The organism is Pedobacter sp. 01N310, from assembly GCF_056399805.1.
The window spans coordinates 523,766-540,267 of the sequence record NZ_JBFTSB010000002.1 but is presented as its reverse complement, the minus strand read 5'-3'; the positions used below and the strand labels follow the sequence as shown (position 1 = coordinate 540,267).

Here is a 16,502-nt window from a genome sequence, read left to right as displayed (position 1 = left end):
AATTTCATGAAATCTAAAAACGCGATCAAAACATTTTCGGCCTTACTTATTTTCCTGGCCATTTTTGGTAAGGCAAAAGCTCAAGACAGCACAAAAGTAGAACAGCCAACCGAAGTAAAATCATTAAATAAAATCAGGTTGACCATATTGGGACTTGGCTACGAAAGGGAGCAAAAAGTGGGTAAAACAACTTCAGTTTATTTTGGTGCGGGGGCGCAAGGCGTTTTTATTTATCGAACTGAGATCTCCATTGATAACAATTATAATTTTAGCTTTAACACAGACACAGATTTCAAAGTTTACCCGGCTCTTAATGCAGGATTTAGGCACTATTACAATTTTAACAGAAGGATTAAAAAAGGTAAAAGAACCTTAAATAACAGTGCTGGTTATGTCGGGCTTGATGTATTAGCCATTATCCCAACACAAAGTGATACCGTATATGGTTATCAGATTAATATTATGCCGCAATGGGGATTTCAAACTGCTGTTCGTAGAAAAGTTAACTTCGAGTTGGCTTTAGGCCCTTTAGCTGCAATTAACAAAACCGATACTTATTACGGAATTGGCGGAAAAATCGGCTTTAGCTTTTTATTATAACTATGGTTCAAATTGAGCAAATATTCCCTTCTCTAACCTGGCGGATCAGGCATGAGGCCATGTATCCAGAATTACCTTTTGATAGCGTAAAGCTTCCGGATGATTTTGAAGGCATCCATTTTGGATTATACCTCGATCATAAGTTAACAGGAGTAGTTTCTTTGTTTCATGATGGGGATGTTTACCAATTCCGTAAACTTGCCGTTCTGCCCGATACTCAAAAAGCAGGTTATGGCTCACAACTAATGGCCTATATCCTTGATTTTTGTAAAATTCAAAAAGCGACAAAACTATGGTGCAACGCACGTGTAAATGCTAAGGAATTTTATTTTAAATTTGGCTTCCACGAAACCGATAAAACCTTTTTTAAAGATGGTTACGATTTTGTAGTAATGGAAAAAGAACTTTAAATTACCAACCGTCATGCTGATCCGATAGCTATCGGATTTAGTTCAGCATCTCATTAATCAGATTCTGAATCAAGTTCAGGATGACGAATAATTATAGAATAATATTATGGCTAAGAAAAAAGACGACGAAAAGAAAAAACATGTTGCTGTGGTAACTAAAAAATCGCTGCAGTTTCTTGAAGAATACATCAATAATCCTGCTCCTACCGGCTACGAATGGGAAGGGCAAAAACTTTGGTTAAACTATTTAAAACCATATATCGATGAACACTTTATCGATAACTACGGTACCGCTGTAGGTGTTATTAATCCTAAAGCTGCTTTTAAAGTAGTTATAGAAGCACATGCCGATGAAATTTCCTGGTATGTAAATTACATCACCGCAGATGGTTTAATTTATGTAATCCGAAATGGTGGTTCAGATCATCAGATTGCGCCATCAAAACGGGTGAATATTCATACTGAAAAGGGATTGGTTAAAGCAGTATTCGGTTGGCCAGCGATCCACACCCGACATGGCGAAAAAGAACAGGCACCAGAATTAAAAAATATCTTTTTAGACTGTGGTTGTACTACAAAAGAAGAAGTAGAAAAATTGGGCATCCACGTAGGTTGTGTAATTACCTACGAAGATGAGTTTATGGTTTTGAACGATCGCTATTATGTTGGCCGTGCCTTAGATAACCGTGTGGGCGGTTTTATGATTGCCGAAGTAGCACGTTTATTAAAAGAGAACAAGAAAAAACTTCCTTTCGGCTTATATATTGTAAACTCTGTACAGGAAGAAATCGGTTTACGCGGTGCCGAGATGATTGCCCAGCGCATCAAACCCAATGTGGCCATTATTACCGATGTAACACACGATACCACTACGCCAATGATTAACAAAAACATTCAAGGCGATTTATCAGCCGGTAAAGGCCCCGTGGTTTCGTATGCGCCAGCTGTTCAAACCAATTTAAATAAATTATTAATTAAAACCGCTGAGAAAAACCATATTCCTTTCCAGCGTCAGGCATCTTCGCGTTCTACCGGAACCGATACCGATGCTTTTGCCTATTCAAATGGTGGTGTACCATCAGCATTAATTTCGCTGCCGTTACGCTATATGCATACTACCGTAGAAATGGTACATAAAGAAGATGTTGATAATGTAATCAGCTTGATTTATGAAAGCTTGTTGAACATTACCGACGGTCAGGATTTCAGAGAGTTTAAATAATGGAAAAAGTAAATCACCAAAAGATCATCATCAGCACCTTGCTAAAGGTTTTGCTAATGATTGTTATTATTTTCATTCTTAACTCCTGGCCAAACATTAAACAGAGTTTTAGTGGTAATGTGCCAGCATTTAGTTATTGGTTAGATCATAGTTTCAAAATAAGTAATATCATTCTCATCTTAGGGTTTGGTGGTTATTTCTACTATAAAGATTTGAGCGATCAAAAAGAACTGATAGAAAAGTCAAAAAACAGCAATCAGCATTAATTAATTCCCAAATAAGTCAAGTTTTAAAGCTTGACTTATTTTTTGCCTGCTCAGGCAACTACATTAAACCATCCTACCTTTTGCTCCCCATTTTATTTAAACCCCTGAGCACTACGTTTATTTTTATTAATACTCAAAATACTTTTACATTGTTTATGTAATTTCCCCAAATAGTTTATCCTTTATTTATGAGTACAAATAAGAAAAATATTGATCTATCCATTATTTGCGATGATCATTGGGATGTGGTGTTCGATCACCTTGGCCTTGGTTTTTGGGAATTAAGTATAGCAACGGGCATACTCCGTTCAACCCGGTCATTTAAGAAAAACCTAGGTTGCCCGCCAGATGAGGTTTTAAGTTATGAAAAGGTTTTAGGTTTAATTCTACCAGAAGACCTTGACCACGTTCAGGATGAAATTGAACTCACGGTTTCGAGAGAAAAAACCAGTTACCACACAGTACACAGAATTTGCCGGCCTGACGGAGAAATTAGATGGATTAAAGCCGACGGAATACTATCCCAACAGGACGGCGAATGCTTAAAATTAATAGGAACAATTTTAGATGTAACCGATTTAAAGAATAAGTCCTAATAATATTAAGCCTCGTTTAGTTCAATCCATACCGGACCGTGATCGCTTGTTTTTTCCCAGCCCCTCACTTGTTTATCTACTCCTGCAGATTTTAAGCGATCACTAACCTGAGGACTAAGTAAAAAATGATCAATTCTTAATCCCGCATCTCTACCATATGCATTCCTGAAATAATCCCAAAAGGTATATATCGTTTCGGTAGGGTATAATTTTCTGATCGCATCTGTCCAGCCTTGTGCCATTAAATTTTGAAATGCCAAACGGGTTTCAGGACGGAATAAAGCATCTTCAACCCAACGCTCTGGTTTATAAGCATCAAGCTCTGTAGGTATTACGTTATAATCGCCACATAAAACTACTGGTAAATTATATTCTAACAGTTTTGCCGCGTGGGCCGTAAAACGCTCAAACCATCGTAACTTGTATTCGAATTTTGGTCCTGGTGCCGGATTTCCGTTCGGAAGGTAAAGACAACCAATTATAACATTATTCACCATTGCTTCGATATATCGGCTGTGCAAATCTTCAGGATCACCATCCAAATTTCGTTTCAGCTCTTTTATTTCCAGGTTTCGAGCCAATATAGCAACGCCATTCCAACTTTTTTGACCATGCCAAATGGCATTATAACCAGCATCTTTAATAGCCTGCTCCGGAAATTTTTCTTGCGGTGCCTTTAATTCCTGCAAACAAACCACATCAGGTTGGGTTTCTTCCAGCCAACGTAACAGAACAGGTAAGCGCCCATTTATTCCGTTTACATTATAAGTTGCTATTTTCATCTGTATCAATATGTTTTAATGGTAATGAAGCAATCGTGATTGACCTGGAGTACAGTTTTTGAAAATCATGATAATTTCATTTTATAAATCTCAGCAATAAAACTCAAAAATGAAACTAAGTATTTCAGATAGTAAAACTAAGCGTGGCTTAACACCTTCTAATATGTAATCTTTAACTATTTACACTGCTTTTTAAAACTAATAATAAACTAAAATGTTTAATTTTGGAGATTCATTCATGTTTGAGCGCATGTTTGAGTTTAGATATAGGGATAGGCTGTTAGTCTATCCCTTTTTTATGCTTAAATGATCTTTAGTTTTTATCCAACAATGTTTTTCACTTTCTGTTGGAGATCCATGATATCAAAAGGTTTTTCAATGATGGCAGTTGGTGAGCAACCTAAATTGTCCATATTTAAAGCCGAAAGCAATATAATGGGCAAATGAGCTGTTTTAGGATTGTGCTTTAATTTATTGCAAATATCCCGACCATCATGTTTACCGATACGGATATCCAACAAAATAATATCTGGCAGGAAATCAGCGATTGCTTCTTCCAGATCATCGGCGCTTAAAACACCTTTAATAAGGTAATGCTCTTCTTCAAAAATTAAATTTATAATGTCGTGGATGTTCTCATCATCATCAACTATGAAGATTTTCTTAACTAACACGTTGCTCATATGCAACAAATCTAGTTTAAGTTAATTAGCTCACATGACGTATTTATACCTGAATTTACCGAATAAATGTGATGAGAACATTAGGCAGCCAAACCAGATTTATAATTTTTAAGCATCTTTTTAAGAAGCCCTCTCGCTACATGTATTTTGGTTTTTACCGTGCCTAATGGGATATCGAGCTCAGCAGCAATTTCATGATATTTATAACCTTCAAAATAACGGCAAAAACAAAAACGGCAATCTTCTGGCAATGCATTTAATGATTTTTGGATGTCCTCCATCATAAACTTTGCCGCACCACCATTAAATGATGCGCTTGGAACCAATTGGATGGAAGTTAAATCCTCTTCCTGCTGGATCATTTCATTTTTCCTTTTTACCTTATAATAATGATTAAGAAAGGTATTTTTTAGAATTGTAAAAAGCCAAGCGCGTACATTACTTCCCATTTCAAACTTAGCAGAAAACCTAAACGCCTTCATAAAGGTGTCCTGAACTAAATCAGCAGCATCGTCTTCATCACGCGTATACGCTAATGCGCGGTCAAAAAGTGGTTGTCTGTATTGGTATATGTCACAATTGAAATTTAATGTTTCCATGATTCGCTTTAGGTATGATGTAGATATTCAACAAACAGTACCATGCAATGTTATTTGTAGAAATACCCGATTTTTTACGGTTTATTTAAAACACTAAAAAATTGCCCTAAAACGATCAAAAATACTAGGCTACATAACCATTTCGCATAGCAAAACGAACTAAAGAAGCAGAGTTTTTTGTACCCGTTTTACTGATTAAAGCCTCTCTCTGGCTCTCTACTGTCCGCCTGCTTAAGTACAATTTGTCCGCTATTTCCTGATTGGTCAACCCATCTGCGATGAGTTTTAATACATTAATTTCGCGTTCAGAAAAGTTGATTTCAGTATTCATTTTTTGCGAAAGCATATTTAACTGGGTATTAAAACGCTCTAAAATGGAGATGCATAGATTAGAAGAAAGATACCGTTTTCCTTTCATTACATGCTTTAGGCAAAACAGCAATTCATCTTCCTCAATATCTTTCGATAGGTAAGCAAAAGCACCTGAGGTAAAGGCATTTGACGCATATTTTTCGTCATCTAAAATAGACAACACAACTACTTTTGTGCCATACCCCCGCTCCTTAATGGTACTGGCTAAAGCTATTCCATCGAGCCTGGGCATTACAATATCTGATAAAATGATATCAGCTTTTATTCCCTTTTCCAAAAGTTCCAAAACCGCTAAACCGTCTGATACTTCTGCAACAACCTTGATGCCTTCGTGTTTTTCTATAAGTGCTTTAAGTGAGGTTCGGATAATATGGTGATCATCCGCAAGAATAATGTTAATCATAACTCAAATATAACTTACACTGTTTTAAAATTAAAAAAGGCTACTTAGGCAGCTCAATATAGAAGGTAGTTCCAATACCAATTTTGCTTTTAAACCAGATTTTTCCCTGGTGCAACTCAACAATTGCTTTGATTATTCCCATGCCAAATCCTCCCGATTCTTCGCCTTTCAAACCTGGTCTTAAAGTTTCGGGCAAATGATCAAAAAGGCCGGCCTGCAACTCATCTGGAATTCCAACCCCATTATCGGCTACAGTAATTAAAACGGTACTTTCATATTCCTCGGCATGTAGAGTAATATTCCCATAATCGGCAGTAAATTTTATTGAATTTGAGATTAGATTATTGATTACCTGCATAAATTTCATGCTATCCAGGAGCAGGTAGATCTGTTCGGCAGAACTTGTAAATTTAATATTCTTCATTTTGCCTAGTTTCGATCGTTTGTAAAAACGAACCACATCCCTAAGTTCCCAGACCAAATCTGCCCGCTCCTTGCCGATTTCTATTACCGATGATTTTAAGAACTCCCTGTTAATCATGCTGCGTACCAAAAGCAGATTACGCTCACACATATCCAGAATAAAAGCTAGTGAGTTTATCATCTGCTCATCGCCTGTTTGAGCAATACCATTTTTCATAGATGAAGCAGTTAATTTCATCATGGCGAGCGGTTCTTTTAAATCGTGCGCCAATACTTCTAAGGTTATATTTTTTCGGGCGTTTATTTGTTCAATATGGATTTTATTGTGGCGCATTATCGTGGTATCTTCTACTGTGCCTACTAAATGCTTTACTTCCTCATCGGCAACGGCAAACACAATTACCCGCACATATTTTTCTCTATCGGCAAATATTAACCGGAATTCATATTTTTTCTCCGTACCTTCTTCCAGGCATTCTTTGTAACAAGACATTACATGTGCAACATCTTCAGGATGTACCCGTGCTAAAAGTAGCTGAGGATTAGCCGCAATTTCATCAAGGCCAAGTTCCCAAATTTTACTTATCGATTTATTGAGGTATGAAAAATTTTGTGCCGTATAATCGAAAATAAAATACCCATCAACAGAGCAGTCGCCCAGGTTACAAAAAAGCTCTTTATTTAATTCGACCATGATTTAATGTTTGATAATTTGCCACTAAACGATGTAATTATATCATCGGCAGCAACCACATCACAAACATCGCACGCCCTAAAAAGTTTTAATCAATAAATGCGTATAATACTTCATATGGAAACATGTAGATTACTCTTGATCCGTTTTTAGAGATATTAACATTTTCCACACGATGTGCAAAATTATTTTGCGGATCAAAACCAACTATTGCCTAAATTGTTAAGCATAAAAGAAAGATAAAAAAGTCCTGTGAGCGGGAGATCCGCGGAGGGCAGGCACACCATAGAGAAGACACTGTTCTCCTTACCAATAGCCATCGCACAGGTGGCTATTTTTATTATGTAGGAACTATTTTAAAATCACCCTTTTACCTGTTTGAGCTGATTTTTTCGCAGCCGCTAAAATTTTGACCACAATTAAATTATTCGGTAGCGATGATAAATCATTTGCTGGATTAATTTCTCCTTTTAAAACTGCAGACAGATAACTTAAATGGTTTGAATAAATTGGCTTCGATGTCTTAGCCTGATAAATTTTATAATCACCCTTCCCATTGTTCTTTAGCCTTAACGTTTTATCATTAACGGCCTGCATGTATCCATTTGCACCAAATACTTCCATATCTTTTATGCTAAAGGGCCAATTCCACGATGCTTCGATAATTCCCGTGGCCGATGGGTACTCCAATAAAATTGTTGCATCGTCATCAACATTCGGATAAACATCTTTTTTAATCTGATGGGTAATTGCGCTAACCGAAATTGGGGCTTTTCCATCCATTAACCAGGTCATTAAATTAGCACCATAACAGCCAAAATCTACCAATGCGCCTGCCCCGTTCTGATTGGGATCGGTTAACCAGCTTAAAAACTCAGCACTCACTCCAATTTCTTTTGGTCCCTGATGGCCATCGTGCACGATTATTTTGCGTAAGGCACCAATAGTATTGGCTTCCTTTACTTCCTTGTATAGCTCCTGATTACTCGGATACCAGGTAGTTTCGTAATTGGTGAGTACATGTACTTTATACTGTGCTGCTAGTTCAGCCATTCTTTCTGCCTGCTTAACTGTTATCGCCAACGGTTTTTCTACCATTACCGATATGCCGAGGGGAGCGGCAGCTTCTACTACAGCCAAATGTCCGCTTATGGCATTGTATGCCAAAACAACATCAGGTTTCTTTTTCTTTAATAAATCAGGAAGGTTATTATAAAATAGGCTATCGGAAATTTTATAACGGTTTTTAAACCTTTTAACCAGCTCAGGATTACTTTCGGCAATACCAATAATATTCACTTCAGCTTTTTGGTAGCTGCTCATGATGAGATAAACGTGATCGTGAGTTAGCCCTGCTATTGCCACATTTAATTTTTGCTGTGCTTTAACAGCGCAAGAAATAAGTAAAAAGCAAAGAATAAAGCCATTGGCTCTAAAAAAACACCTAATCAGATAAGTAGTCATCATACGCTTATTTCTAAAATTTGATGGTTACCAAATTAGAAATTTAAAAAAGCTCTTGATGCTAATACCTAAAAATATTACAATGTTGAAGATAGGAAAACGAAGTGGCCAGGATTAAGATATAAATAAAAAGAAAAATCTAACGGGATGACTTAGCTTATTCTATTAGTTAAAACCTTAGTTTTATTGATATAAAAATGTATCAGGTCTTTTATTTCTAAGTGGGAATTCCTTATTAATTGGATCTAGCTCTTGCTGCTCTTCTGTAATTAACAGGTCGTTGTATTTTTCTAGCAGATGAATATATTTATTCATCCAGAAATACACAGAATTATTATCCGAACCGATTTGTTTACCGGGATCTGCCGTTTGATTGATGGATTCGGGGTTGTACTTGGGGAAAGCTTCTGGAAATGCCGAAGAAAGATCCTGACCTAATAACTTGCCTACCTGCCAAATTACTTCATGCCCGATTCTGTCTTGACCAAACCAGTTGTAAATTGTTCTGCGGCTTACATTAAGTTTCCTTGAAAGCTCACTGATGCCCATGCGATCTCTGCGCACTAAGCGTTCAAGAATTTCTCCTTGTTTTAGTTGTTGTGTTGTCATTGAGATAATTAATTTTAAAAAAAATGAAAAAATAATTAAATCAGTTATCGGGGACGATTGACAATTCAAATGTAAGAATAAGTGTATAAGGTTGTATAAAAGGTGTTGATTTTTTGACATATGTCAAACTCCATCAGCGAATTACTGTGAAATACGCCTGAAATGAGCAGTTTTCAACCTCCTTTTTTCAAGAAATAACGTATTACTTTAAATACAATTACCGCAGAAATTGAAATTATTTGATCAAATCCTTATATTCATCATAAAAAAGACATGGCACAGAATAAAACTACCGAAAACGATTTAAGCGTTCCAGACTTTTTAAATACCATTCCAGATGAAAATAAAAGAGCAGATTGTTTTAACCTGTCAGATATCTTAAGTTTAACCACAGGTTTTAAAGCTAAAATGTGGGGAAATGCCATTGTTGGTTTTGGAAGTTATCATTACAAATATGAAAGCGGCCGGGAAGGCGATGCACCATTGGTTGGTTTTTCGCCACGCAAAGATGCCATAGCTTTATACCTATCATCGCAATTTAAAGACCGTGAAGAACTACTGGCTAAATTTGGCAAACACAAAACAGCGAAAGCTTGTATTTACCTAAAAAAAATGAGCGACATCGATATTGCGGTTTTAAAAGAAATGATTACCAATTCTGTAGAACGGGTAAAAAGTTTATATCCTTAAAGATGGAAAATGTATGATGGAGCTGGAGCTACCGTTGAATAAGAGCGCTTTTCTTTTGCCAAAGGTATATCTATTTGTCATCCTGAGCGCAGCGAAGGATCTTTATTCCTATATTACCAGGTGTTTGTTTTTGCGGCTAAAAGATTCCCGCACGCATAACCTTAACTCCTCAATGGTTAAAACATTATTATTAGTGAGAACTTAAAGACATTAAGAAGGTCATTTATTAAAAAGATTCAGTGCCTTGAGAATGAAAGAAAGCATTCACATCATGATGTAAATAAGAAGTTACGCGATAATAAGTTAAATTTTACAATATTTGATTATTCCTTATTTCGAACAAAAAACTGGAAATGATTAAAAAACTACACCTCTATTTATTGATAGCGGGCGCTTGTGTTTCGCTTAATTCAGCCGCACAAGATGCAGTAAGCTACCAAACACCTCCAAAAGAAATTGCCGATTTATTACTTGCCAAACCAACACCTGGTGTAAGTATTGATGGCAAAGCAGAATGGATCTTGTTTAGTGAGCGCAACTCCTATCCTTCGGTCGAAGAACTGGCCTTGCCCGAATATAGAATTGCGGGCTTAAGATTAAACCCAAATAATTACTCGCCGAGCAGACAAACCTACATTAACAACTTCAGTTTAAAAAACATCAAATCCAACCAAACGTTTCAGGTTTCAGGATTGCCAACGCCATTATATGCCAGCAACATTAGCTGGAACCCATCAGAAAACAAAATTGCCTTTACCCATACCACTCAAAAAGGCGTAGATCTTTATATTATTGATCTGGCTACAAAAAAAGCAGTCAAAACCAATAAGGCTTTTTTAAATGTGGTTTTAGGGAGTGGCCTTACCTGGTTAAATGATAAGACCATTATCTACCGTACGGTAACTAAACCAGCAAGTGCTGCACCTACAAAACCATTGATACCAAAAGGGCCAACCATTCAGCAAAATTTAGGTAAAGCTGCACCTAGCGCCACTTTTCAGGATTTAATTAAATCACCTTTTGACGAACAATTGTTCGAGTTTTTTGCAACCTCGCAATTGGTAAAAAATACAGCAGGTGTAGAAACGGCCATTGGAAAACCAGCTATTTATGGTTCGACAAGTTTATCGCCTGATAAAAATTACCTGATGATCGAAACTATACGCAAACCTTTTTCTTATTTGGTTACTGCAAACGGTTTTCCATCAACAGTAACCATTACCGATTTAACCGGTAAAACCATTAAGGTTATTGCTGAACTGCCTTCATCCGAGGGTACACCATCTGGTTACGACAATACGCAAAACGTACCGCGTGGTTTCGATTGGAGGGATGATGAACCTGCTACACTGGTTTGGAGCAAGCCATTGGATAGCGGTTTAATTAAAAAAGATGTTCCCTTTCATGATGCAGTTTATGCGCTAAGCGCACCTTTTACCGGCACAGAAAAAGAATTATTTAAAACGCAGGCCCGTTACCGTGGCGTACAATGGGGTGATGCCAACCTTGCCCTGATTATGGAAGGTTTACGTAGCAAACAAACCAATAAAGTGACCCGTTACAACCCTACAACAGGCGAAGTAGAAGAATTGTACAGCCGTAACCAAACAGATGCTTATGGCAACCCAGGTTCTCCGGTTACTACGAAAAACAAATATGGCCGACAGGTAATTAAAACGGTTGACAATGGCACTAAACTGCTAATGAACAATATAGTAGGTTCATCAGAAAAAGGAGACTTACCTTTCTTAGCCAAATTCGATTTAACCACTAAAAAGAATGAGATTATCTGGCGCAGCGCCGAAGGAACCTTCGAATATGTAAGCGATGTAATTAATCCTGACAAACTGGTTTTGCTTACCCGTAAAGAGAGTCAAAAATTAGTACCTAACTACTTTATTAAAAACCTGATGCTTCGCATCGCCGATCAACCAATTACTAATTTCACTAATCCATATCCATCTTTAGAAGGCATTACCAAACAGAAAATTTCTTACAAACGTGCCGATGGTGTAGATTTAACAGGCGATCTGTATTTACCTAAAGGTTACAACAAAGACAAAGATGGTCCATTACCTTCATTAATCTGGGCTTACCCACGCGAGTTTAACTCCGCAGCAGATGCGGCACAGATCCGTGGATCGAAAGACAAATTTACTACAATTAGCTGGGCCTCCCCCATTTTCTGGGTAACCCATGGTTATGCAGTATTAGATAACGCAGAAATGCCAATTGTTGCCAAAGATGGTAAAAAACCTAACGATACCTTTGTAGATCAATTACAGCTCAATGCCGAAGCTGCTATTAATAAACTGGCCGACTTAGGCGTTGGTGATAAAAAACGGATGGCCGTTGGAGGACATAGTTATGGCGCATTTATGACCGCAAACTTATTGGCCCACACTAATCTCTTTGCTGCAGGTATTGCCCGCAGCGGAGCTTATAACCGGACACTTACGCCCTTTGGTTTTCAAAACGAAGAGCGTACCTATTGGCAGGTACCGCAGTTGTATTACGAAATGAGCCCGTTCAGTTATGCAGATAAAATTAAAACTCCTATATTGTTAATCCACGGTGATTCTGACGATAACCCAGGTACTTTCCCTATTAATAGCGAACGTTTGTTCAATGCGATTAAAGGTGCCGGCTGTACTACCCGTTTTGTATTTTTACCTTATGAAGCACACAGCTACCGCGGCAAAGAAAACTTGCTTCACATGCTTTGGGAGCAAGACCAATGGTTAGAAAAATATGTAAAAAACAAAAAATAAATCTCTCTCTACCTTTATCGATTAAAGTGCCTCTATATGGGGCGCTTTTTTTGTTTAGTTTTTTTCGTGGTGTCAGATATTTCTATTCGGCACTCAATCAATCATCCTTTAAAGTCAGCTGGCAACAGCTGACTGCACTTCCAAAAATCTAAATGTTCTTAATTTCTTAATGGTAAAGTATCTCAAACGATTAACAAACTACCCTGGTTAAGACAATCCCCCATTGAAATACACCATTATAAAACCTACATTTATACAATAAAATTGAACATTACTTTTACTTATTTGTTAAGCCATTATGGACTACATAGACTATTATAAAATCCTCGATTTAAAAAAAGATGCAACAACTGAGGATATAAAAAAAGCTTATAGAAAATTAGCCCGAAAGCACCACCCCGATCTTAATCCCAACAATGAGGAAGCCAATAAAAAATTTCAGCAAATAAACGAGGCAAACGAAGTTTTAAGTGATCCGGAAAAGCGTAAGAAATATGACAAGTATGGTAAAGATTGGCAACATGCCGATCAGCTAGATGCGCAGCAACAGCAGCAAAGGCAATACCAGTCGCAAGGTGGAGGATATGGCGGTAATAGCTATTCAGGAGGTTTTGGAGGCGAAGATTTTTCTGATTTCTTTTCTTCGATGTTTGGCGGCGGCGGGGGCAGAAGCAGTAGAAATTCCCCTTTTAAAGGCCAGGATTACAATGCCGATTTGCAATTGAATCTACTCGATGCGTATGCAACGCACAAACAGACCTTAACCGTAAACGGTAAACAAGTACGCATTACCATTCCGGCGGGTGTAGAAAATGGGCAGAAAATTAAACTACCAGGTTACGGTGCACCAGGAGTTAACAATGGCCCTCCGGGAGATTTATATATCAAATTCAACATCACAGATCATCCTAAATTTAAACGAAAGGGGAACGACATCTACCTCCAGGAAGAAATAGACCTATATACCGCCATTTTAGGTGGCGAAAAAATTGTAGAAACATTAAACGGCAAGGTCAAACTTAAAGTGCCAGAGGGAACACAGCCCGATGCTACTTTGCGTTTAAAAGGAAAAGGGTTTCCCATTTATAAAAAAGAAAATCAGTTTGGCGATTTATATATCAAGTGGCAGGTAAAATTACCTACCAATCTAAATGTCGAACAAAAAGAACTATTCGAAAAACTTTCCAAATTCTAACCATTATGGGAACCAATTTAATACCTGTAGAAGACATCTGTGCTTACCACCACGTAGAGATCAACTTTATCCAATCGCTTGAAGATTTTGGCCTGATCCACACTACTGTTAAAAAGCAATCGCTCTTTTTGCCAGTTGATGAATTGACCAAATTGGAGCAGTATCTTCGTCTAGCGCATGATCTGGAAATCAACTTAGAGGGCATTCATGCTGTTTCGCATCTGCTTAATCAATTGCAAAATATGCAGGAAGAAATAACCGCACTTCAGAACGAACTAAATTATTATAAGCAGCTTAGCCAACACCATTAAACAACCGTTTGTGCAGTATTTTGCATTAAAAGTGGAAACAAAAACACAATCTTTTTAAGATATCTTTCTTAAATTGGCAATCTAATTTAAAAAAATGAGCGATCTTTCTTCAAAATTCATCGAAAAAATAAAATCATCCTATGCCCCTACGGGCTCGTACATTTATTTAGGCGCCGGAATTTTAGACGGTCAGGTTTACAGCGAAGCTGAGGTTAATTTGTCGTTAAAAATGATGAATAGACATGGTTTAATTGCCGGAGCAACCGGAACAGGTAAAACACGGACCCTACAGTTACTGGCAGAACAACTGTCAGATGCCAGCGTTCCTGTTTTTATGTTGGATGTTAAAGGCGATTTATCAGGATTAAACCAGCCCGGCTCCGTTAATCCAAAAATAGAAGAAAGAACACAACAGCTCAACAAACCTTTTTCTCCATCTGGCTTTCCCATTGAAATTTACTCCCTTTCGGGTAAAATGGGTTCTCAGATGCGGGCAACGGTATTAGAATTTGGGCCAACGCTTTTATCGAAAGTATTAGATTTAAATGATACCCAGTCAGGCGTTATGGCGGTAATATTCAAATATGCCGACGATAACAAAATGCCGATTATCGACTTAAATGATTTAAAGAAACTAGTTTCTTATTTATCAGAAGGTGCGGGAGCCGCCGAAATAAAAAGTAGTTATGGCACCATTTCTACCGCTACTTCCGGTACAATATTAAGAAAAATCGTCGCCATAGAGCAGCAAGGATTAGCGGGTATGTTTGGCGAAAAATCTTTTGATATAGAAGATCTTTTCGAGCGTGTTGATGGCAAAGGAACCATCAGTTTGTTAAATATTGCAGATGTTCAAAATCAGCCCGTATTATATTCTACATTTTTATTAAGCTTACTGGCTGAGTTATTTAATACCATGCCCGAAGTTGGCGATTTAGACAAACCAAAACTGATCTTCTTTTTTGATGAAGCACATTTATTGTTCAAAAATTCTTCGAAAGCATTTTTAGAGCAGATTGAAACCATTATCAGGTTAATCCGTTCAAAAGGAATTGGCGTTTTCTTCTGTACCCAGGCGCCTACCGATGTGCCTGAAAGTGTTTTAGGGCAACTGGGTAACCGCGTACAACATGCATTAAGAGCATTTACGCCTAATGATGTAGATGCTTTGAAAAAAACAGTTAATACCTATCCAAAATCAGATTTCTACGAGATCGATAAAATATTAACCTCACTGGGTACTGGACAAGCTTTGGTTACGGTATTAAATGAAAAAGGCATACCAACGGAGGTATCTGCTACCATGCTTACCCCACCAAGGGCTGTAATGGGACCACTTACCGCTGCTGATTTCGATCAGCTTGTTCATGCCAGTTCGAAGTATACTAAATATAAAGACCCTATCGATCCTGAAAGTGCTTATGACATTTTAACTAAACGCATTAATGAGCAAACTGCAGCAGCAGAACAGGAAAAGCAGGAAGTTGAGGCTCAGAAACAGGCCGAGCAAGAAAGCAAGCCTAAACCGGGCGAAAAGAGCCTTGTTGAACAGGTAATGGGCGCAACAATAACACGCCAGATTGGTAAAGAAATTGTTCGCGGTATTTTTGGCATGCTTACAGGAAAGAAAACACGCTCAAAAACCGGTGGTGGACTTTTTGGATTTTAAAAACTTAACTATGAAATATCTATTTTTAGTTCTCTCACTTATTTCATTAAACGCTTATAGTCAATATGCACTTACTCCATTTGCAGAAGTCCAGGGCACCCAATTAAGAGAAATAAAGTACGAAGATGTAACAGGCTCTCCTTATTTATTTGATTACTGGGTTAAAGGAAAAGTAACCACTAAATCGGGGAAACATTATGCAGATATGCCTTTAAAGTATAATGTAATGGATGATAAGCTAATTTTCAAACATGAGAACGGCAATTTGATGTATTTCGCAGAACCAGTTACAGCATTTGAACTTTTAAATCCCGATTTAAATATATCAGATAAGTACATTAATGGATTGCCGGCAGTAGATCATTTTAATAATGCGTCTTATTTTGAAGTTATCTTTTCAGGGCCGACTTCATTATTTAAAAAGACGAATAAAAGGATTGTTGAAAGCAAACAATACGGCTCTGCGGTTACCAATAAAACTTTTAATACAACAAATGGCTATTTCATACTCAAAGATGGTAAATTTGCAAAAATTACACCCACGAAGAAAACAATTTTAGCTTTATTCCCTTCCAAAGTGCAAGAATTAAACGAGTATTTGAAAAAAGAAAAAATTGATTTAAAAAACGATAGCGATTTAAAGAAGCTATTTGAATACCTAAACCAAATATAAAAGACATGGCCATTTTTGATATAATTTATATGCCTATTACTATTTCGCAATACGAGGCAGGCATGATTAA

The 16,502-nt window shown here is 37.3% G+C and carries 18 protein-coding genes; 11 read left to right on the top strand and 7 right to left on the bottom strand.

The annotated features are described in order from the left end of the window. Positions 1-6: 6 nt before the first annotated feature. The 5 genes from AC1DNH_RS07865 (at position 7) to AC1DNH_RS07845 (ending at position 3,094) form a co-directional block, all read left to right on the top strand. The gene (locus AC1DNH_RS07865; protein ID WP_477583939.1) at positions 7-600 is read left to right on the top strand and encodes a hypothetical protein; all 594 of its coding nucleotides are present in this window, start codon (positions 7-9) and stop codon (positions 598-600) included. A 2-nt stretch (positions 601-602) separates the two neighbouring features. Next, positions 603-1,010, top strand: a complete 408-nt coding sequence (locus tag AC1DNH_RS07860; RefSeq protein ID WP_477583938.1) for a GNAT family N-acetyltransferase — start codon at positions 603-605, stop codon at positions 1,008-1,010. 106 nt (positions 1,011-1,116) lie between these two features. Continuing rightward, complete coding sequence (locus tag AC1DNH_RS07855; protein ID WP_057932128.1) at positions 1,117-2,232, top strand: M42 family metallopeptidase; 1,116 nt, start codon at positions 1,117-1,119, stop codon at positions 2,230-2,232. Next, complete coding sequence (locus tag AC1DNH_RS07850; protein WP_477586068.1) at positions 2,232-2,498, top strand: hypothetical protein; 267 nt, start codon at positions 2,232-2,234, stop codon at positions 2,496-2,498. The genes AC1DNH_RS07855 and AC1DNH_RS07850 overlap by 1 nt, the downstream gene beginning before the upstream one ends. Before the next feature lie 188 nt (positions 2,499-2,686). Beyond that, positions 2,687-3,094: a PAS domain-containing protein gene (locus tag AC1DNH_RS07845; RefSeq protein WP_477609028.1), complete on the top strand. Its 408-nt coding sequence runs from the start codon at positions 2,687-2,689 to the stop codon at positions 3,092-3,094. A gap of 5 nt (positions 3,095-3,099) precedes the next feature. On the opposite strand, the gene xth is transcribed toward AC1DNH_RS07845, so the two are convergent. The 7 genes from xth to AC1DNH_RS07810 form a co-directional block, all read right to left on the bottom strand. Further along, positions 3,100-3,876, bottom strand: a complete 777-nt coding sequence (gene xth, locus AC1DNH_RS07840) for an exodeoxyribonuclease III (RefSeq protein WP_426326033.1) — start codon at positions 3,874-3,876, stop codon at positions 3,100-3,102. A 320-nt stretch (positions 3,877-4,196) separates the two neighbouring features. Then, positions 4,197-4,559, bottom strand: a complete 363-nt coding sequence (locus AC1DNH_RS07835) for a response regulator (protein WP_477609030.1) — start codon at positions 4,557-4,559, stop codon at positions 4,197-4,199. 80 nt (positions 4,560-4,639) lie between these two features. Then, entirely contained in the window at positions 4,640-5,158 is a 519-nt protein-coding gene (locus AC1DNH_RS07830) for an RNA polymerase sigma factor (protein ID WP_057932132.1), read from the bottom strand. 124 nt (positions 5,159-5,282) lie between these two features. After that, positions 5,283-5,933: a response regulator gene (locus AC1DNH_RS07825; RefSeq protein WP_477584030.1), complete on the bottom strand. Its 651-nt coding sequence runs from the start codon at positions 5,931-5,933 to the stop codon at positions 5,283-5,285. Positions 5,934-5,973: 40 nt separating this feature from the next. Then, positions 5,974-7,050: a PAS domain-containing sensor histidine kinase gene (locus AC1DNH_RS07820; protein ID WP_477609032.1), complete on the bottom strand. Its 1,077-nt coding sequence runs from the start codon at positions 7,048-7,050 to the stop codon at positions 5,974-5,976. A 351-nt stretch (positions 7,051-7,401) separates the two neighbouring features. Beyond that, on the bottom strand, positions 7,402-8,517 hold the full coding sequence (locus AC1DNH_RS07815; protein WP_477584032.1) for a Gfo/Idh/MocA family protein: 1,116 nt from the start codon (positions 8,515-8,517) through the stop codon (positions 7,402-7,404). 180 nt (positions 8,518-8,697) lie between these two features. Further along, positions 8,698-9,123: a helix-turn-helix domain-containing protein gene (locus AC1DNH_RS07810; RefSeq protein ID WP_477584034.1), complete on the bottom strand. Its 426-nt coding sequence runs from the start codon at positions 9,121-9,123 to the stop codon at positions 8,698-8,700. Between the two features lie 273 nt (positions 9,124-9,396). Between AC1DNH_RS07810 and AC1DNH_RS07805 the strand changes: the two genes are divergently transcribed. From AC1DNH_RS07805 to AC1DNH_RS07780, 6 genes are all read left to right on the top strand, one after another. Continuing rightward, positions 9,397-9,813, top strand: a complete 417-nt coding sequence (locus tag AC1DNH_RS07805) for a DUF1801 domain-containing protein (RefSeq protein ID WP_477609034.1) — start codon at positions 9,397-9,399, stop codon at positions 9,811-9,813. A gap of 353 nt (positions 9,814-10,166) precedes the next feature. Continuing rightward, positions 10,167-12,584, top strand: a complete 2,418-nt coding sequence (locus tag AC1DNH_RS07800; RefSeq protein WP_477579166.1) for an alpha/beta hydrolase family protein — start codon at positions 10,167-10,169, stop codon at positions 12,582-12,584. A gap of 298 nt (positions 12,585-12,882) precedes the next feature. Beyond that, positions 12,883-13,779 (top strand): DnaJ C-terminal domain-containing protein, encoded by an 897-nt coding sequence (locus AC1DNH_RS07795; RefSeq protein WP_477579165.1) that lies wholly within the window; start codon positions 12,883-12,885, stop codon positions 13,777-13,779. A gap of 5 nt (positions 13,780-13,784) precedes the next feature. Further along, on the top strand, positions 13,785-14,090 hold the full coding sequence (locus AC1DNH_RS07790) for a chaperone modulator CbpM (protein ID WP_477579163.1): 306 nt from the start codon (positions 13,785-13,787) through the stop codon (positions 14,088-14,090). A 94-nt stretch (positions 14,091-14,184) separates the two neighbouring features. Next, positions 14,185-15,759, top strand: a complete 1,575-nt coding sequence (locus AC1DNH_RS07785; protein WP_477579162.1) for a helicase HerA-like domain-containing protein — start codon at positions 14,185-14,187, stop codon at positions 15,757-15,759. 10 nt (positions 15,760-15,769) lie between these two features. Beyond that, a complete protein-coding gene (locus AC1DNH_RS07780; RefSeq protein WP_477579160.1) occupies positions 15,770-16,432 on the top strand; it encodes a hypothetical protein in 663 nt (220 codons plus the stop codon). Positions 16,433-16,502: the final 70 nt, after the last annotated feature.